This is a genomic window from Ignisphaera sp., from assembly GCA_038735125.1.
Lineage (GTDB): Archaea > Thermoproteota > Thermoprotei_A > Sulfolobales > Ignisphaeraceae > Ignisphaera.
The window spans coordinates 1-19,191 of record JAVYNU010000010.1; the positions used below are offsets into that span (position 1 = coordinate 1).

A 19,191-nucleotide genomic window follows, 5' to 3' on the forward strand; every position below is an offset into this window, starting at 1 on the left:
ACTTCACAAAGCTGGCTGAAGATCTTGGCCACGCAAGTATAAAGGGTCTCAACCCGTACGACGTCTTTAAGGTTGAGATTAAGCCTCCGATTGGTGCTGCTCTAACTGTTGAGAGGACTGTTCCAGCATCTCTAGCGTATGAAATAATAGATCTTGGCTAGTCTTAGGAAAGGCTGTTGATGTGATTAGCTTGAAATTTGAAAATAAAAATATTTTTTTATCCTTAAACACCTCTTCTGGTTTATCTTCTTCAGATTCTTCTCTAATTATCATATTTTTGAGTCTATAGGCTTCATTGTTGTGGGCATTGTCATGCTCTACCTCTCCACTTTTCAAAGCGATGTATTGTTTTATGTGTTTATTGGCTTGGCTGTTGCGTGTCTTGCCATAGGTTTTCACATACTCTTCGCCCTAATACTACACCTAGCTAGGTCTAGGCGTAGATAGGCTCTGTTCACAGATTCCAGACGCCTAGAAGCCCTAGTGCTAGGCCTGCTATTGCTGATGCGATGATGAGTATTATTGGATCTACATCGAATATTGTGATTAATGCAAATACTGCTATGGCTATCACTGTTGTTGCTACTGTTGAGATTGGTTGTAGCCCCTTGTATATGCCTCTAACAACTGTTAGCAGGGCTGCTGTGAAGAGGCCTATCACAGCTGCTCTAATCCCGTTCAAGACGCTTCTAACAATATAGTTTTGGTAAAACCTCTGTAGCGCCATGGCTATGGCGAGTATTGTTAGGAATGCTGGTAGTATCACAGCTATTGTTGCTATGAGAGAGCCTATCGGGCCACAAGTTTTGTAGCCTATATATGTAGCGGCGTTAACCGCTACTGGCCCTGGGGTCGACTCTGCTATTGCAACAAGGTCTAGGAACTCCTCTTCGGAGAGCCACTGGTTGCGTACAACAACCTCGTATCTGAGAATGGGGATCATCGCCTGCCCACCGCCAAACATAACAGCGCCGATTTTCAAAAATGTTATGAAGAGTGTCAATAGTGTTGCTTCGCCCAAGTCGATCCACCAGTCGATTGCAGTGGCTTGCCCAAAGCTTATCTGCTTTTATGCGGCAGTAGCTTGCTATTCGATCTGTCAACACTGTTTTTATAGTCTGGATAGCTAGTGTCTATTTATCGATCAGCGGTCTGTGGCATGGGTGTTTGCAGAGTCTGTGGAAAGTCTTCTAAGACTGTCAGCAGCGTTCTTGGTGTTTGCGTAGATTGTTTGAGGTCTAGAGCTGGGGAGGCACTGCCCATTGCAATGTCTGTTCACAAGTCGTATAGAATTGGTCTTGGGCTTCCCCTTGAGGCTCCGAAGAGCTATGAAGGTGCTAAATGCGGTTTTTGTGTAAACGAATGCATCGTACCCTTGAATGGGGCTGGCTTTTGCGGTGTTTGGACAAACAAAAGCGGTTTTCTACAGCCTGTCGAGGGTTTTGGCAAGGGGGTTCTGCACTACTATCTAGATCCTCTGCCAACAAACTGTGTTGCAACACCTGTTTGCCCTGCTTACACAGGTGCTGGCTACCCCAAGTACGCTGTTCGCAATGGTGTTGAGCACGGCTTTTACAACCTAGCTGTCTTCTTTGCTGGCTGCAACCTGGACTGCGTGTTTTGCCAGAATTGGGAGCATAAAAACATTGTTGTGGATGGTGCTCAGAGAGCGAGGTTTAGAGTGTCTGAGGAGGAGCTGTTCGAAGCGGCCATGGCGAGCAGGGTCACATGCATATGCTACTTTGGAGGGGATCCAGGACCCCACGCTGTATATGCTCTAAAGGTCTCTAGAAAGATTGTTGAAGAGGCTAGGAGAAGAGGTGCTGTAAAGAGGGTTTGCTGGGAGACGAACGGACTCGAAAACCCGCCTATAATGAGAGAAATGGCTAGGCTGAGTCTTGAGAGTGGGGGTATTGTCAAAATAGATTGGAAGGCTTGGACACCATCTGTCTACCAAGCCCTTACAGGTGTGGATGGCAAAAAAGCTGTTGATAGGATAAAAGAGAATGTGAAAATTGTCAGTGAAATGGCTAAGAAGAGGAGGGAGATACCGCTCTTGGTAATAAGCGTTCTCCTAGTCCCGGGATACATAGACGAGGTCGAGATAAGAGGAATAGCAGAGTATATAGCGTCTATAGACCCTGAAACCCCTGTGATATTCCTAGCCTTCCACCCAGACCACCTACTAAAAGACCTCCCACCAACAAGCATATCACATGCCAAAAAAGCAATCGAAATAGCCCATGAAGCAGGCTTGAAAAGAGTTTACATAGGAAATGAGTGGCTACTTGGAAACTACTACTAGTTCTCCACAAGAGAAGACCTAGCTTACCAAGCGTAGATCAAGTTGTATCCAAGTTCTTTGCAACTTACATTTGAAAAAGGTGTTTGGCTTAGAATATGCAACTATATTTGCTGGCGCCATCAAATTTTAAAATTTGTATTTTTGTGTGCTATGTTTGTATTTAGGTGCTTTGCATGAGCTATGCTGAGACAGATCTTGATATGGATTTGAGGTTTTCTAGGCTTGTTGTAAAAGTTGAAGAAGCTTCTGTAAGCGTTTGGCGTGGAGATAATCTTTTGCATAGGGTTGACGATGTTGCTAGACTCGATGTTGTTTGCGGCATTAGTATCTGCAGGCTTGTTGCTGTTACACGTGGTGGTGATAGGGTCGATGTTGTCTATTTTACTAGGAGAAAGGAGGAGGAGTTTAAGAGATTTGCAGACTCTTTCAACAAGGGGGCTAAGTTTGTTGTTGAGAGGGAGAGGGTTGAGAAGCCATCTGTAGGAACCTTGAAGTGGCTTTGGAGCATTCTAAGCAAATATAAAAAGGCTTTGGTGATAGGCGTAGCTACATCGATTCTCTTAACGGTCGTAGGGCTTTTACCGCCATATCTAATGAAGATCCTCATAGACAGTGTTTTACTGGCTTCAAACCCCTCTATAGCGCTGTTCATAGCGATTATACTAACGCTTATTGCAACCCATATTACTATAGCTATTACAACAACTTACCGCGGCCTCACACTCAGCAAACTAGGATACAAAGTTACTGTAGATCTTTCAGAGACCTTGTACCGCCACGTAATGAGCCTTGACTTGCCACAGATCGAGGCTATTGGTGTGGGTAGATTAACCTCAAGGATAGTTAATGATGTTAATAGCCTTAATTGGCTTCTTGTATGGGCTGTTCCAGCAGTCATTTCAAATAGCTTTAATATTGTTGCTGTTGGAAGCATCATGTTCTATATGGATGCTAGACTAGCTCTATTCATACTATTGCCAACACCAATAATAGCTCTGCTGGTTCTTCACTATAGGAAGAGATCTAGGTTTCTATGGCATGCAAATTGGCGTAGAAACTCAGAGCTCTACTCCAAAATCTATGAAACAATTCCTAATTATCTCATCGTAAAGTCTTTTGTGAAAGAAGAGAATGAAGCGCAAGAATTTAGATTTCTTCTTGACAGAGTCTATGAAAGCAATGTTTCAATAGCTAAGCTAAACAATCTGACATGGCCCCTCCTAGGCTTTGTCTTAAATATTGCCACTGTCGGGATATGGTGGTTCGGCGGACTACAAGTGCTTAGCAAAAGAATAGAGCTTGGAACAATAACAGCTTTCATATCATATGCATCTCAGTTCTATGGTATTGTAAACAACTTGAGCAACCTTATACCAGCTATGCAACAGTCTCTCGTCTCTGCAGAGAGAATAAGAGAGTTGCTATCACTATCACCTACACTAAGAAGTGGGAAAGGACTCTGCATAGACAGGATAGAGAGTATAACGTTTAAGGATGTAACTTTTGGCTACGACCCAAGAACGCCAGTTCTAAAGGACATCAACTTGGCTATTAGAAAGGACGAGAAAATAGCAATAGTTGGTAGAAGCGGGTCTGGAAAAACAACAATTGTAAAACTCTTGCTCAGATACTTCGACCCTGAAGAAGGGAGAATAACAGTAAACGACTATGATATTAGAGACATTGATCCAAAATGCCTAAGGAGTAAAGTGGCTTATGTTCCTCAAGAAGTTGTTCTCTTCGACACAACAGTTGGCTACAATGTTGCTTATGGTGCAAAAGAGTATAATCCAATAGAAATTGTGAGAGCATGCAAAATAGCAATGATACACGATGAAATAGTTAAAATGCCATTTGCGTACGATACTCAGCTAGGGGAAAGAGGCTCTCAGATATCAGGTGGGCAGAGGCAAAGACTTGCAATAGCTAGAGCAATACTGCTAAACCCAAGTCTATACTTATTCGACGAAGCTACATCGAATCTTGATGTTATAAACGAGAGAGAGATATTCATGGCCATAATGAATGTGACAAAGGATAAGACATCCATATTCATAACACACAACGTTTTTGAGGTTATATTAGCAGACAAGGTTATTGTGCTAGAAAATGGCTCTATAGTCGAAGAAGGAGATCCCATAACATTGCTACTAAACAAGAATTCCAAACTGTACAACATGTTTAAGGACCAGCTAATAGGAGGTGATGTGAAAGAGATTCTAACACTAGTCGATATGACTAAGAAGGAGATGGAGAAGAAATCGCTGGAGATGAACATAGTTAAAGCTGAAGAAGTTAAGATTCTCCCATCAAATAAGTCAAAGGCGAAGGTAGATGTGATTTATAAAGGTAATTTATATAGAGACTTGACGCCCAAGTTGCTATTCCCAATAACAGCAAGACACGTAGTAGGGCTCTATACAGATGATCAGAAAGAGATCCTTATAATCGATGATTATAGGAAACTTGATAAAGAATCTTTAGAAGTATTAGAAAAGGCCATCGAGTTTAATAACAAGATTTTCAAGGTTAGGAGGATTAGAAGAGTGGATTTCAAAGGAGATTATCTACTGTGGGAGCTGGAAACAAATAGTGGTCTAACAACTATTGAGACTTATGGGAGGAGAAGTATAATGATATTCAGAGATAAGATAATTATGAGGGATAGGCATGACAATCTCTTCGAGGCTTTACTAAGCGACTTAGATGAGAAGAGCTTAAAGATAGTTAGAGATATGTTGTAATGAATTGCAAATACATCATCAAAATAGGAATGCTATGACAAGAACACTTATTGCCATGAGTAGTTGGGCAAGAACAGTTTTTCTGCTGTATATTGGTTTGGGCATGTAGCTAAACTGTTTCAAGTATACCCCCTCTGTAAATTGGTCAACAATTTCATCGCCTCTCACAAAGAGCATTGCCAGGGTTTTCCAAGAACTCTCCCCTTTTAGCCCATGTACATAGAGCATTTCGCTAGATTCCTTTAGAATCTGTGACGATATTCTCCAGAAGTATCCGATGGCTAGCGAAAATGTTTTTGATATTCTGTATGATAGGTGACACAGCTCGGATATGTTGATATTCTGCATCAAAGAGAATACTATGATAGATCCTATCTCAGCTCTTATAAAAACATCTAAGAAGGGTGTTAGCGATATAATTCCTCTGTTGATCCATGTGTATAGAAGGTTTGTGAGCCCCATCCAAGTGGCAGGTATAGAAGATACTAGTGCAGAGTATAGTAGTGAGCTCCCTATGCCAAACACCATATAGAACGCTATCAGCATTGAGAATATGAATATCGATGCCGATGGGCTGTGCACAACAATGTATAGTGAGAGCACTGCAAACACAAGATGTAATATTGTTGATCCTCTCCTAGCGTCTGTAAAACCATAGAGGAAGAGGGATCTCAGCACCAAGAGAACTAGTTTCGAGAACGCTTTTGAGATGCTCATGGCTAGACCACCAAAGTTTTTGTTGCTATATACCCCAGCTCCTCACCATGGCTAGCAACAACAATTGCAGAGCCTCTTTGCTGTAGCATTGTCAAAAGCTTTATTACTGCAATAGAGTTCCAAGGGTCTAGACCAACAGTTGGCTCATCTATGAGAAGAGCCTTTGGCTGCCTGATGAATGCAGATGCTATTGCAAGTCTCCTTCTCTCCCCGCTGCTAAGAAATGCTATTGGCGTGTTTAAAGCATCTTCTAACCCAGCAATCCTTGCAATTTCCTTGTTCCACCCAATCTCATCGCCTGCTGTCGGATTGGATATGTAGTGCAGAGGATTTTCAGAAACTAGTTGAACACCTCTAACAAATCTTTTTACACTACCCCTACTCGGTTTTAAAATGCCTGCCAAGATTTTCAACAATGTTGATTTTCCTCTTCCAGAGCCTCCCCTAACCCAGATCAAGTCCCCTGAGAAAACATCGAATGAAATGCCCTTTAGTATATACTCTTTAGAGTCGGGATACTTAAACCATATGTTGTCGACCTCTATAACCTTTTCTGTGTCAGCATCAAATCTTTCAATATTTTTTATTGTGTATTCCAAAGCCTTGAAATCTTCATAGATTGGGGTCTCCATGGGATCGTCAAACATTGTTGCAATACCTTTCTCTATATATAGAATCTTGTTGGCGATTCCACGCCAAGAAAATATGTCATGATCGACAACAACTATTGTTTCGCCATACTCTGAAGCAAGTTTAACTGCCTCCACGACCTGGCGCCTAGATTCTCTATCTAGATAAGAGGTTATTTCGTCTATCAGAATTATCTTTGCTTTTGAAGCCAAAGCCTCTAAAAAAGCTATTCTCTGAGCCTCGCCAGCACTCAAATTTATTGATGAGTCAAAGAGCTTGTGGCTAACGCCAAGCCTCTTAGCCATTTCCTCAACAGCTTTAGCATCTATGTCTATGCTCTTAAAGAGTATATCCATAGCTGGATAAGGAAATGATATTGAGTACCAAGGCTCTTGAGGTACATAGTAAAAATATTTTGAAGCCTCATAAGTATTGGAGATCTTATTTCCGTAGACAGATACAGATCCGGATAAAGACAGTCCATACAGCTCTCTTGCAATGCCTATTAAGCTCCTCAAAAGAGTTGTTTTCCCAGATCCAGATCTACCGGTAACTAACAGTATTTCTCCACTGCTAAGAGAGAAATTTACATTTCTTAAAATTTCTTTTGTAGAGGAGTATACAGAGAGGTTTCTAACCTCTAGAGCCTTTAGCTCTCTCAATAAATTGCACCAATGGGTAGGACAATATTATGCCAGCTACAAACTGCCCTATGTTAACAGGTATCTCAAATATCGCGGCTTGGGCCTCTCTGTGAAGTATGATCGGATTTGAGACAAAGTACTCGTATAGAAAATACCCTGTGACCATTATTAATCCGCCAACAGCCATTGATATGACGTATGGTTTTCCCCATATGGCTATGGATAGTACTGCAACTATTATAAATACCACGGCTATAACTATCCATGCAATAGATGGTAAAACTATCCTAAGGTTTGGTATTGGTATAGAGAGTCCAAAGAGTGTTGTTGGAGTCCACGAGAACTCTACTCCAACACCACCACCAAAAGACAATTCTGTAACAATAACAATAATTGCTAGGGTAGCTGCAAGAACAATTGCAAGAACTCTAATGATGTTGAGAACAGCTTTTCCATGGGGCTTTGAGCGAAGCCAATTCAAAAGCTTTGAAACGATGAACCCCTCCGAGAACTTTATGACAAATGTTGCTGGTGCGAAGTACCAGTAGCCAAGAGCCAGATCTGCTAATGCAGGCCCTAGGCCAGAGGATATGGCTGTTACAAGTGGTGGTGCTATAAACGCAATTGTATATATGGCTGCTTCACCTAAGTTGAAGTAGCCGCCTGTTGCGGGAGTCTCTACAGTTAGCAGGACTGTGGCTACAAAGGTTATTATTGTATAGACAACTACTCTAATAACATCCTTTATTCCAACGCCTGCCAAATTTTGCGCACCTTCACCAGTTTTTAGCCATGTTGCTATACAGAATATAATAAGCTTTAATCGAAATATATAATCGAAGTATCTAGTAAGAGAATTTATGTGAGAGAGTGATTATAAGGTAATATACACGATTAGAAGTCGGCTGTGAAGCACTATGAAATCTATTCACAGACTAAAAGATTTTGTCGCATATTCATCGACCATCGCCTCCCCAATAATCACCATAGCAAAACTTGGTGCAGTAAAAGCCCCTGTATCTAGTGCTCTTATCGATTTTCTGAATTCAGAGCCTATGGAAAAAGCGCTAGCATATCTCATATTCAACTCCATAACAAGCACATTTTTTGTGTTGTTTATTGTGACAACAGCTCTAGTGAGAAGAGTGGGTAGAAACGCTGTTAAGGTTTAACTTGATAAAAGTTTAATAATCTTCTAAGAGGTGGCTAATTTGTGTTGAGTGATTTTTGTGCCAAAGGTCATTGCTATAGCAAATTACAAGGGTGGTGTTGGAAAAACCACACTTGCTAGTGTTGTTGCAGCAACGCTTTCTGAGAGGTTTAATAGAAAGGTTCTTGTTGTTGATGCCGATCCCCAGGCAAATATAACAGAGGTTTTTATCCCACCTACAAGCTTTGAGAAGCTTCTAGGGTATTCCAAGATGCAGCAAAAGGTGTTCTCAATCGAGTGGATTGCTGGGTCTGGAGAGCCTGTAGTCTATAGGGTTAGCGATAATCTAGCGATTATACCATCGAAGCCTGAGTACATAGGTCTAGTTAAATATGTTATAGTGCCTGCTGAAAGGGTCTACAGCCTTAGGAGCGATGTTGATCAGAGGCTTTCAGAATTTGATTACATAGTCTTGGATCTTCCGCCACAGATGTATGGTTTGATAGGGCCTCTGATAAAAATGGCTGATGCCCTGATATCCCCTGTGACAAAGACTAGCTTTGCTTTGACAGCTCTATACTATCTGATTAGAGATGTTAGGGGCTCTCCACCAAATGATAAACCACCTTTTGTTGGGGCTGTCTTGACTAGATTTAGAACTATTGAGAAGATAAATATCGATGTTTATAGAAGGAGGACTAAAAGGGTTGTGGAAGAGGCTTACTCCTCCTATGGAATGAAGTGGGAGCTTGATGGCAAGATACCTTCACCTGTATTCGAAAACGTGTTTTTTGCACATCCAAAATTGGCTGATATAAGGGCTCTGCCATTTGACCCTAGCGAGAATGTTAGGCTTTTAAGGGTTTTGAGGGGGAAGGTGAAGTACTCACCGAGTATACTATTATTTGTGGAGCCTCTTGTCAAGGAGGTTGAGGAGAGGGTTGAAATAGCCCTAAAAACGCTACTGTAGTGTATTTCCAAATGAGTTTAGATATGCAATCTCCTTGAGATCCTTCCTAGGCTTTGGAGATGGCGATTCTGCTGGATACCCAACTGCAAGCATTGAAACCGGTATATAGTTAGCTGGCAAGTTAAGTATTTTCTGAATATCTTCAACATTTCTAAGCGTTTGCAGCCACACAGTTCCAAGACCATATGCATGCGCAGCCAGCATTATGTACATTGTCGCATTTGCACAGTCAACATGATAAGAATCGGGCGAAACATCCCTATTACATGCTACTACTATACCCATTGGCGCCTCCTCTAATGGATACGTCCATCGATGGATCTTTGCGAGTTTACTCTTGATCTCAGAATCGGAAACGACAATGAATATCCATGGCTGTCTATTTCCAGCACTTGGAGCATACCTAGCAACATCTAGAATCCTCTTCACAACATCTAGAGGAACAGGATCCTTCTTAAACCTCCTTATACTTCTTCTCGTCAGCAAAAACTTTATAAGAGTTTCCGTCTCTGACATTATAACCACCAATACTATCTGCTAAAGCCTAGAAATAAAAGCTTATGTTTAGCCAAATATATTCAGAGAAGAATAGGTGTAGGTTGTTTTGAAAAAGAAAAGTGTTTTTGCATCTGCTGACGGTGTTAGAATAGCCACTGAAATAGATAGTGTTGAGAGAACAGCTTTCTATAACATTTACGGGTTGGATGTTTGCACGTCTAAGTACAGAATGATAAGACTTCTAGATCTTCTGAATAGTCTTAGAGCATATATAGCATTGTATAAAACGCCTAGTAGAAGATTCGATAGTGGCTGTGTCACGATCTTGAGCGAGGACTCTGTTGGCTGGGAAATTGTGAAAAAACTCTGCAAAGAGAAGGGGCTTGAGAGTGATGAGGAGTGTGTTCAACATGTTCTAGACATAGTAACACAGCTTATACGTGATATAGTATCTTTTCAGTGGATAGAAATTGGCTCAGATAAGTGAGGGCCTATGGATCCTCTGGTCTCGCTGGCCATACAGACAATTATAGTGACACCCTCTGGCGCTCTAAGCCCTGGCCCTCTAACAGTGGCAACAATGTCTATTGGTGCAAAAAGTGGTTGGAGAGGTGGTGCCTTAGTGGCTTTTGGGCATATGCTGTTTGAGCTTCCATACGTTGTTCTACTCACTGCAATGTTTAGCAAAGTGGAAGAGGTTCTCTCAAGCTCTGTAGGCGGAGTTATAGCGGTTAGCGGAACAATAATAATACTGTATTTTGCGTACATGCTACTAAGAGACTCCATAAAAGGCTTTAAGATGGGCAATAGCCAAAAGCGTGACTATGGCAACCCGATTGTCGTTGGCTTTCTCTTCACAGCTCTAAACATATTCTTCTTGATGTGGTGGATAAGCATAGGAATGTCGCTTATCTCATCCATAGCCTCTCTAGGACTCTCATCGATTCTCGTTATGTATCCTGCCCACGTCTGGATGGACTTCCTTTGGCTGGCTACAGTAGCTGAGGCCACTAGAAGAGGGTCTAGATTCCTTGGCGAAAAAGGCTATAGAGCTTTGCTGGGAGCCTTCGGCATTCTACTAATACTGTTCTCCTTCAACATCATTATGAAGAGGTTTCTTGGAATGGGAATAATGCCCTAAACACTTATAACCTCTCTCAAGACTCGCTAAATACTGACAACAGGTGATGAACGTTTGTGGAGCTTGAGGAAACACATGTAACACCATGGGAAGCAGAGGCCTTTGTAGATTATGACAAGCTTGTAAAGATATTTGGGGCAAAGCCTCTAACAGATAAAGAGGCTTCTATGCTAGCAGAGGTTGCTGGGGAAACCCATTCAATGGTGAGGAGAAGAGTCTTCTACTCTCATAGAGATTTTGACATCTTTCTAGAGGTCTTTAAATCTGGGAAAAGATGTGCTCTGTACACAGGTAGAGGACCTTCTGGGCACACCCACCTTGGGCATATACTGCCATGGATTTTCACAAAATGGCTACAGGATAGACTTGGTCTAGAGCTTTTCTTCCAGATGACTGACGATGAGAAATACTGGCATGGGGACTTGGGCTCTCTAGAGGAGTTCAACAGTCTTGCATATGAGAATATACTGGATCTAGCTGCTCTAGGGCTTGACCCGGCAAAGACTCATGTGATAATAGACTCGGAAGACATCGGGTTTCTCTACCCCATTGCAATAAGAGTTGCAAAGAAAATAACCTATTCAACGCAGAGAGCTACATTCGGATTTACAGACTCTACGAATATTGGAATGATATTCTATCCAGTTCTCCAAATGTCTGTAGCGTTTTTGCCAACGGAGCTTTACCAAGAGCATGTAATGGTCTTGATCCCTGCTGGGATAGACCAAGACCCCTACTGGAGAATTGCAAGAGATATTGCACCATCCCTAAACTATCCAAAGCCAACACAAATACACAACAAGCTTCTTCCAGGTCTTGGAATAGGCGGCAAGATGTCGTCTTCAAAGCCAGAGACAGCTGTATACACCACAGACCCACCTGAAATAGCGATGCAAAAAATTATGAGGTCCTATACAGGAGGTCAGCCAACAGCAGAGCTGCAGAGGAAATATGGTGGCAATCCAGATGCCTGTCCAGTCTACAAAATGTATGAAATGTTATTTGAAGATGATGACAAGAAACTCTTGGAGAGATACCATGCATGCAAAACTGGTGCACTACTCTGTGGAGAGTGTAAAAAAGAGCTGGCAGAGAGGGTGGCAAAGTTTCTTAGAGATCACCAAGAGAAGAGGAGAAGAGCTGTGGATCAAGTGGAGAAATATCTAATCAGACACAAATTTGATGTCCCAAAGATCAGAAGGTAGATTCAAGCAGAACTACTATTTCCACAGCGTCGTCGTCAGATAGCCCAAGCCTCTTTCTAATACATTCACTTGATATAAGCTCTACAACGCTAACATCATGCACAGTTTTCGCGGATCTCACTATATACGACTCCATCTTGTCTGAGTTACCACTCTTTGCTATGTAGCATTTCCACACATATACATCTGCTAGACCGTTGAACGGCGGTTTTATTATTGCGTAGGGCTTTGTGTTATAGATGAACACTATTTTGTGTATAGACTCTTTGTCAAGCAGTACATTTAGTGTTCCTGGGAATGGTTTAAAGCCAAGCGTCTTCTCTATCTCCATGCTATATATCTCAACATATTTCCTCCCCTCGCCAATACCTTTAACTACTTTTCCTCTAAGCTCTACCATCTCCATATCGCTTCATTGCATCATTTATATAAGCATAAAGCTTAAATCTTTGCATGGTCTAATTTTTCTTGGTGAGAAGATTGACCGGGCCTATACATATAAAGGCTAGGAGAGGGGATGTTGCAGAGAGGGTAATAATTGCTGGAGACCCTGCAAGAGTAGACCAGGTTGCTAAAATGCTTGAGAATCCTAGGATAGTTAATACGAATAGGGGTTTCACAATATATACTGGCTCATATAAAGGCGTTCCAATATCTGTTGCTGTCCATGGCGTTGGTCATCCATCCTCTATGCTGGTTGTTGAAGAGTTGGCAATGCTGGGAGCAAAGGTTGTTGTCAGATTTGGCACTTGTGGGGCGATGGTTAAGGGGCTTAGAATAGGCGATATAGTTATCCCAACAGCTGCTGCCTACTACCCTGGGGGTGCGTTCTACCAGTATCTAAAAGAGAATGTGTGCACAGCAACAGCGCCGAGCTTCGAGGTTCTGAAGATCCTTGTTGAAGAGACTCAGAAGGTTGGTGTAAACTATGTTCTAGGACCTGTCGTCAGTAGCGATGCTTTCTATGCTGAGGACCCCGAGTTCGTTAGGAAGTGGACGAGCAGAGGTGTTGTAGCTGTTGAGATGGAGTGTGCAGGTCTCTTCATGCTGGGCGCCATGAGAAATCTGAAGACAGGAGCACTACTAATGGTTAGCGACTCTCTCGTAGAGGAACTTGGCTTTGCATCAGCTGAGGAGCTGAAAGGCTATGTTGATAGGGCGGCTAGAATAGTTTTAGAGGCTCTTACAAGGGTTAGCGTATAACCTATGCAATTCTTAAAAGAATGTTGCAACTCTTCAAAGTCTTATAAACAATGTCGGCGATTTTAACAACATCCTCAGCTTTTTCACCCTCGACATGTATCTGAATAACAAATTTTATTGATACCCCGATAAGTGTATGTGAAAGCTGATGCGAGGCTTCAACTGGGATTACCTTCACCAAGACATTGTTAGATGCACATGCAAATGAAGTTTGAGATCCTGTACAACCCCCACCTAGCTCTATTCCCTCTCTAAGCTTTGCTATGCACATCTGCTCCTCAGGCAAACCTTGTAACGAGGCTTCTATAACAATCCTAAACATGGCTACAAAAACCTTCTGGCGTTTTAATTTCCGCTTTATTTAATATGCAATCCCCTTTATAACTCTTCTCTTCAGTTTTGCATGCTTAGATAATATGATAGTATATTTCCATATTAGGCATACAACCTTTTATCCTACAAACTTTCGCTTTGCTCTCAAAAATATTAGCACATTAATATCTCAAACCTCTTGGTTGATATGCTTGTGGAGTTGGAATCCTAGGGATATTGGTAGACTTGTCGGTGTCATAACATCTGGTGCTAGGGCTTCTCTGGCACCTGTTAGAATATCTAGAGATGCGATGGACTATGTGAAGGATGAGATGCTGGCAATAGTGGATGATTTCCTAGAGGGTAGGAGGTTTCTCGGAGTATTTAAGAGTGGCACTAAAAAGGATCTTGCTATAGATGCTAATGCACTTCCAACAGTTTTCGACCCTGGGAAAAGCCATAGCTTCTCAGCACCTCTCATGCATAGCTATGTCGAGATTATAGGGGAGATAAGCCCTGGTGGTGGAATATTTCTGAGTTTCGCTATTCCAAGACCTGGTAGCCATGTTTATACGGTTGAGGGGGGAGATATATTATCAGGTATACTAAAGCTTCCCCAGGGACTTTTCATAGGTTATCATAAGTTCGCTAATCTCGAGATAAATGTCAATCCAATTGCATTAGACTATCACATAGCTGTTTTAGGTGCAACAGGATCTGGAAAATCTAGATTAGTGAAAGCAATTATAGAAGAGGTTTTGAGGAAGACACCAAACTATAGAATAATAATATTTGATCACACAGGTGTTGACTACGCTGACTCGTCTAGGTGGATAGGCTTTGAAAGCTCAATATCAGTTATAGACTCTTCAAATATTGTTCTAGAGCCAGATGTTATAGCTGATATAATTGTTGATCAGATGGGTTTGAGGAGATCCGAGTACCAAGATTATGTCTATGGGGCTGTGATAGAGTATATTAGGGGTGTTGTTGAGGAGCTGGAAAATCCATTGCAACAGGCAAAGACAAGGAGTTTCGGGAGAAGAAATGGGGATATAGAGCTTGGGGAGTTGCTGAAAAAGTATAGAGAGTTCAGCTCAAAGGGGTTGTTCAAATGGGACTTTAAACAATTTGTCAAGGTTCTCGAAACATATCTGCAAGCTATGAATGCTAGACAACAAACAGTTGAAAAAATGAGGCTATTGCTATACACAAGGGTTGGCAAGGCATTTTTCGAGCAAAACCTGTCTAGAAGATCAACAGTTGTTGATGATGTTGTCGCAGATCTTTTCAACAGCACAAAGAAGGTTGTAATAATCGATTTATCGACAGAAGTAGAGTATGCTGCTAAGAATGCTATTGTATATCAATTTGTTAAGAAGATCTGGGACACTATTCTATATAGGAGGAGTAGAGCCAACATAATCGCTGTTGTTGATGAGGCTCACAACTATTGCTGTGCCTATGGATGTGAGCCTGCCAAAGACATTATTGCTAGGACTAGTAGAGAGGGTAGGAAATGGGGATTCGGACTAATCCTATCATCGCAGAGAGTCATAGATCTTGCACCAGAGATTAGAGGAAACATAAACACTGTTTTCTTCTCGCGTATGCAGACATCTGGAGACTATAATGAGTTGAGGAATTGGCTTGAGGGTGTGGAGTATATGGAGTATACACTTCCACTTCTATCGCCAAGAGAATTCTTCTTCACAGGGCTTGGCAATCCACTTAGAAGACCGTTGCTGGTGAGGGTCAGGGATGTTGCATGAAGATGAAGAGATTTCTGGAAAATCAATAGAGCTCACAGACGAAAACCCTGAGTTGACAACGGCTCTAGTTGAGGCTGCAAAGGATATTGTAAGCAAGGTCTATGCTAGTTATGCTAAGCCTGCTCTAGAGAATAGGGATAAAATTAGAAGATTTCTCGAGATTAGGAGGTTCCCTGGATCCGCAGAACAGGGTGGTAGAATAGTCGTAGCTGTTGATAGTACATGGAGCAAACCAACACTAGAGGTAGTGTCCGGAGTCTTCGGCGTTATAGTCTCTGGATATGTTGTTGTCGGCCCAAGTGGCACCTCATCATATGAGATATGCAGGGTATCATCGATCGTTGGAAACAGCGAGAAATATGTGAATACAGCCATAGAAGTTTATGCAAAGACTTTAGAGTATGACACAGCTTTAAAGGCCCTAGATAAACATAGTTATGCTGATATGGTTATGCTTGACGGCTCTCTCTACTTCTCTACCCGCCCTTCGTTCTTTAACCCAGCTAAACATGTCGATGAGAGTTGCCTAGAAAATATCAAAGAAATCGACGAGCTCATATCTATAGGGTCATCAAAGTTGTTGAGGTTATTTAAAAAGGCATCTGATCTTGGAATACCTGTAGTTGGAGTTGTTAAAAGGGTTTCAAGCAGGTTTATAGCATCCTATATCGAGGAGCTTGACAACGAGCTTGCTAGGCTATTGAGGAGACTAAATGACAAGGTTATACTTAGCTATGTTCTTGAGCCAGGAGAATTCACTGTTATAAGCAGCTATCTGGATATATTTAAGAAGCATCTCAACATAATGAAAAGATCGTCAAAAGCATCAAAACAGAAAAGGATACAAGCAATACTGGATGTGCTTGAAACGTGTTCGAGTGGAAAAGCTGTTGATGAATTAAAGAATCTCTGTGATGTTATGAGAGAAACTGCTATAGTCTTCTACAAACCGGTTAGCGATATGGTATATCCCCAGGCTATAAGACTAGATGTGTATCCAAGGTCAAGAATAGAAGAAGTCATAGAATATGTAACGCATAACACATCTCAAAATGCTGTACCAATACCAATAGACTATGCTGATAGATTCATAAGACTTGAAACAGCATCGTTGAAGAGACTGTATAGACTCATCATGGCATATGGTGCTGAGGCTGGAGGCGATGCACAAATAGCACTTGGTTTAACAAATCCTCAGAAAAGCTATTTATTTACCTAAATACCGATAAACATTATCTGCTCACAACTGCCTTGGGTATGCAATAACAAATCTAGTATCTGTTTATATAATTAGTATACTGGCTCTATGCCAAATCTTCATATTATATTATGCTCTAGGAAACATAGAGTTTTTATTTTTCCACAATAATATACTTTGAGGTGACATAATCATTGATCAGAGCACTACCCTCTTTGCTTCTTATAGCATTATTTGTGTTGTTCATAGCTGGCACAAGCACAAGTGTTACCGGTGTAGCTTCTTTAAAACCCCTTACACACATTTATATAGACTCTAACGGTATTGCCCATGTAAGAATAGAGATGAGTTTAAGCATTGGTGTAAACACTGTTGTCCTGCCTGTGGCGCCTGTTATTGAGACTATCACCGTCGTTTTAGGCGGCCAAGAGTTGCCGTTTCTCTATGACGATAAATCAAATACTCTCTATATAGTCTCAACAGTCAATGCAAGTTGTGTTGTTGACTATGTGGCGAATGTTAGTATTAAGGATAACGTCTTTTCCCTTTCTCTATCTAGGGAATATGTGTACAGATTGTATCTAGCCCCGAACATAATTTTGCTAACTGTGCCAAACAATATTTCCTATTATGGCTACGTCAACAACTCTATACTCTACATAGAATTCTCAGACGAGCCCACAATAAATTATATTGTTAAGGAGCCTACACAATCACAACAATTTACTACCCCAGCAACTGCGCCAAAAACCTTTCAACCATTGCCACACATCGTCTTCATAATCATTGGTGTGGCACTAGGAGCAGCCGCGCTCTTCATACTCTATCTGTATATGTCTAGAGCTAGAAGTAGAGGAGAAAGAGAGTTGGAACTTCTAAGCGATATCGATTTAGCTATTCTGAAAAGCCTTGAAAAAAGAGGTGGATCGGCACTTCAATCAGAGTTGCAGAAAGACGTTCCTGTTCCGAGAACCACGTTGTGGAGGCATGTGAAAAAACTTGAGAAGCTTGGCTATGTGAGGATAGAGAAGGTTGGGTTGCAAAACAAGGTGGTTTTAGTTAAGAAACCTCGCTCGAGCTCTTAACCCTCTTACCATCTCCAATTACATAGTATTCTCCATCCTCTCTCTTCTCAAGCTTGAATATAGGAACCTCATGCTTAACCCTCTCTAAAACCTTCGTCAAAGTCTCTAACGCCTCTTTTCTATTCCTCGAAGCAACTATTATACAAAGGGTTTTTTCACCAGGTTTAGCAACACCAACTCTATGCATAATCTCAATCGCTTTGATGTTCTCATTAACACTCTCCTCCATAGCTATCCTCTCCAAGGCCTTTGTGGCATAAGGTTCGTAAGCATCGTAAACAAGTTCTCTAACCCTATACCCATCTACAACATCCTTGACAACACCAACAAAAATTGCTATTGCTCCTATACCCTCACCACTAAGATTCGCCAAAATGTCTCTAATCTTAGACTCTATGTCCACATCCCGATCATCTACAAAGAGCTTGACACTAACATGTTTTGAGCCGCCTGATACAGGTGGTAGAAGGGCTATTTCGTCTCTCTCACTGATTTTGGTATTCATATCAGCAACAATTCCATTGACCATGATAATTGGATCGATGTAATTTAAAATTTCCCTCATCCTAGGATTAATTCTAATTAGAATATCCCTTAGCTCTTCGATAGTTATACTACTTTTTTCCACTTGTATCTCAATTTCATTTGAGTTGAAAATATCTCTAAAAAGGGAAAACAATTTTATTCTGATCTTCATCAGTCGAAACCTCCCCAATCACCTAATCATTTCACCTTACGAGCTCATCACCGGAACTCCTTAATATTTAAAGCTTAATAACTACCTATTTCCTAGGACTATAGGAGAGGCGTTTTTATAAGCTTATGCAATGTATCACCATATTTGGTGCTGTAAATGAACTTATCTAAGAGAATAGCCAAAGTAGCGGAGGCATTTTCTACAATACTCATCCTGGTTATGATCAGCATAGTAATTTTTCTATTTAGAAAAACGTTCATACGCTTCTTCTTTAGCATCAACTTCCTCCTTGCATCCTTTCTAATATCGTTTATAGCATCAGTTTCTATAGTGCCAATACCATACACATACATAATCTTCCTGATAGCTTCTCTCTATAAAATGAACTTGGGATACATAATGCTATTATCTATTTCAAGTGGCCTAGGTTCTGCGCTTGGAGAAGCTATTGCATGGGCTGTTGGAAGGGTTAGCAGAATTGCTTTGAGGAACACAGGATATTTTAATAGGTTAGAGAGTCTTCTGAAGCTTGTCGAGATATGGGGTTATAAAGCTGTTGCTCTGCTTGTTTTTCTATTCGCTTTCACCCATCTCCCGGACAAGGTTCTTTACATACCACTTGGCATGATGGGGTATAGCATTTGGAGGGTGATGCCAGTTACCTTTTTGGGGAAGTTTCTAATGATATTGGTTATCTTATTGGCTGGTAGGGCTGTTGGATTTATTGGAGAACATCTGGTGGAGAACGAGGTTATTGTTTTCGTTTTTTCAACGACATTACTTATTGGTATAATGGCTATCACCTTATTTGTTAGATGGGATGACATGTTATTGAAGTATCTACAGAAGAGATCTGTGATTAGAAAAATCTAGTGTTTGTTAATGGTTGGCATTAATTCAATGAAAAGTTTTTATTTTTG

At 41.2% G+C, this 19,191-nt stretch carries 20 protein-coding genes; 12 read left to right on the top strand and 8 right to left on the bottom strand.

Annotation, left to right across the window (positions count from 1 at the left end; translation table 11 throughout):
* Window positions 1–454 precede the first annotated feature (454 nt).
* A complete protein-coding gene (locus tag QW284_08980; protein ID MEM0339798.1) occupies window positions 455–1,021 on the bottom strand; it encodes a chromate transporter in 567 nt (188 codons plus the stop codon).
* Window positions 1,022–1,159: 138 nt separating this feature from the next.
* On the opposite strand from QW284_08980, the gene QW284_08985 reads away from it, so the two are divergent.
* Window positions 1,160–2,305 (top strand): radical SAM protein, encoded by a 1,146-nt coding sequence (locus QW284_08985; protein MEM0339799.1) that lies wholly within the window; start codon window positions 1,160–1,162, stop codon window positions 2,303–2,305.
* 173 nt (window positions 2,306–2,478) lie between these two features.
* Entirely contained in the window at window positions 2,479–5,049 is a 2,571-nt protein-coding gene (locus QW284_08990) for a DUF1854 domain-containing protein (protein ID MEM0339800.1), read from the top strand.
* Window positions 5,050–5,067: 18 nt separating this feature from the next.
* On the opposite strand, the gene QW284_08995 is transcribed toward QW284_08990, so the two are convergent.
* From QW284_08995 to QW284_09005, 3 genes are read right to left on the bottom strand one after another with little or no spacing between them, the layout of a single operon-like run.
* Window positions 5,068–5,766, bottom strand: coding sequence for a hypothetical protein (locus tag QW284_08995; GenBank protein MEM0339801.1), 699 nt, complete (start codon window positions 5,764–5,766; stop codon window positions 5,068–5,070).
* A gap of 2 nt (window positions 5,767–5,768) precedes the next feature.
* Window positions 5,769–7,058: an ATP-binding cassette domain-containing protein gene (locus QW284_09000; protein ID MEM0339802.1), complete on the bottom strand. Its 1,290-nt coding sequence runs from the start codon at window positions 7,056–7,058 to the stop codon at window positions 5,769–5,771.
* Complete coding sequence (locus QW284_09005; protein MEM0339803.1) at window positions 7,030–7,803, bottom strand: ECF transporter S component; 774 nt, start codon at window positions 7,801–7,803, stop codon at window positions 7,030–7,032. The genes QW284_09000 and QW284_09005 overlap by 29 nt, the downstream gene beginning before the upstream one ends.
* A 154-nt stretch (window positions 7,804–7,957) precedes the next feature.
* Between QW284_09005 and QW284_09010 the strand changes: the two genes are divergently transcribed.
* Both QW284_09010 and QW284_09015 read left to right on the top strand, forming a co-directional pair.
* On the top strand, window positions 7,958–8,212 hold the full coding sequence (locus QW284_09010; GenBank protein MEM0339804.1) for a hypothetical protein: 255 nt from the start codon (window positions 7,958–7,960) through the stop codon (window positions 8,210–8,212).
* Window positions 8,213–8,269: 57 nt separating this feature from the next.
* Window positions 8,270–9,160: a ParA family protein gene (locus QW284_09015; protein MEM0339805.1), complete on the top strand. Its 891-nt coding sequence runs from the start codon at window positions 8,270–8,272 to the stop codon at window positions 9,158–9,160.
* Here QW284_09015 and QW284_09020 read toward each other — a convergent pair.
* Entirely contained in the window at window positions 9,152–9,676 is a 525-nt protein-coding gene (locus QW284_09020) for a nitroreductase family protein (protein MEM0339806.1), read from the bottom strand. The genes QW284_09015 and QW284_09020 overlap by 9 nt on opposite strands.
* 88 nt (window positions 9,677–9,764) lie before the next feature.
* Here QW284_09020 and QW284_09025 point away from each other — a divergent pair, with 88 nt between their 5' ends.
* From QW284_09025 to QW284_09035, 3 genes are read left to right on the top strand one after another with little or no spacing between them, the layout of a single operon-like run.
* Entirely contained in the window at window positions 9,765–10,145 is a 381-nt protein-coding gene (locus QW284_09025; protein ID MEM0339807.1) for a hypothetical protein, read from the top strand.
* Window positions 10,146–10,151: 6 nt separating this feature from the next.
* Entirely contained in the window at window positions 10,152–10,799 is a 648-nt protein-coding gene (locus QW284_09030) for a LysE family transporter (protein MEM0339808.1), read from the top strand.
* A gap of 56 nt (window positions 10,800–10,855) precedes the next feature.
* On the top strand, window positions 10,856–12,004 hold the full coding sequence (locus QW284_09035; GenBank protein MEM0339809.1) for a tryptophan--tRNA ligase: 1,149 nt from the start codon (window positions 10,856–10,858) through the stop codon (window positions 12,002–12,004).
* On the opposite strand, the gene QW284_09040 is transcribed toward QW284_09035, so the two are convergent.
* Window positions 11,994–12,410: a DUF120 domain-containing protein gene (locus QW284_09040; GenBank protein MEM0339810.1), complete on the bottom strand. Its 417-nt coding sequence runs from the start codon at window positions 12,408–12,410 to the stop codon at window positions 11,994–11,996. The two genes, QW284_09035 and QW284_09040, sit on opposite strands and share 11 nt — an antisense overlap.
* Before the next feature lie 65 nt (window positions 12,411–12,475).
* Here QW284_09040 and QW284_09045 point away from each other — a divergent pair, with 65 nt between their 5' ends.
* Window positions 12,476–13,207, top strand: a complete 732-nt coding sequence (locus QW284_09045; GenBank protein MEM0339811.1) for a purine-nucleoside phosphorylase — start codon at window positions 12,476–12,478, stop codon at window positions 13,205–13,207.
* 1 nt (window position 13,208) lies between these two features.
* Here QW284_09045 and QW284_09050 read toward each other — a convergent pair whose 3' ends face one another.
* Window positions 13,209–13,529 carry a hypothetical protein gene (locus QW284_09050; protein MEM0339812.1) on the bottom strand — a complete coding sequence of 107 codons (321 nt, stop codon included), beginning with the start codon at window positions 13,527–13,529 and terminating at the stop codon, window positions 13,209–13,211.
* 202 nt (window positions 13,530–13,731) lie between these two features.
* Here QW284_09050 and QW284_09055 point away from each other — a divergent pair, with 202 nt between their 5' ends.
* The 3 genes from QW284_09055 (at window position 13,732) to QW284_09065 (ending at window position 17,574) form a co-directional block, all read left to right on the top strand.
* Window positions 13,732–15,291 (top strand): ATP-binding protein, encoded by a 1,560-nt coding sequence (locus QW284_09055; GenBank protein ID MEM0339813.1) that lies wholly within the window; start codon window positions 13,732–13,734, stop codon window positions 15,289–15,291.
* The gene (locus tag QW284_09060; GenBank protein ID MEM0339814.1) at window positions 15,281–16,510 is read left to right on the top strand and encodes a DNA double-strand break repair nuclease NurA; all 1,230 of its coding nucleotides are present in this window, start codon (window positions 15,281–15,283) and stop codon (window positions 16,508–16,510) included. Before QW284_09055 ends, QW284_09060 begins: the two co-directional genes overlap by 11 nt.
* A 173-nt stretch (window positions 16,511–16,683) precedes the next feature.
* A complete protein-coding gene (locus QW284_09065; protein MEM0339815.1) occupies window positions 16,684–17,574 on the top strand; it encodes a winged helix-turn-helix transcriptional regulator in 891 nt (296 codons plus the stop codon).
* Here QW284_09065 and QW284_09070 read toward each other — a convergent pair.
* A complete protein-coding gene (locus QW284_09070; GenBank protein ID MEM0339816.1) occupies window positions 17,549–18,271 on the bottom strand; it encodes a molybdenum cofactor biosynthesis protein MoaE in 723 nt (240 codons plus the stop codon). The two genes, QW284_09065 and QW284_09070, sit on opposite strands and share 26 nt — an antisense overlap.
* 156 nt (window positions 18,272–18,427) lie before the next feature.
* Here QW284_09070 and QW284_09075 point away from each other — a divergent pair, with 156 nt between their 5' ends.
* Window positions 18,428–19,144: a hypothetical protein gene (locus QW284_09075; protein ID MEM0339817.1), complete on the top strand. Its 717-nt coding sequence runs from the start codon at window positions 18,428–18,430 to the stop codon at window positions 19,142–19,144.
* Window positions 19,145–19,191 lie beyond the last annotated feature (47 nt).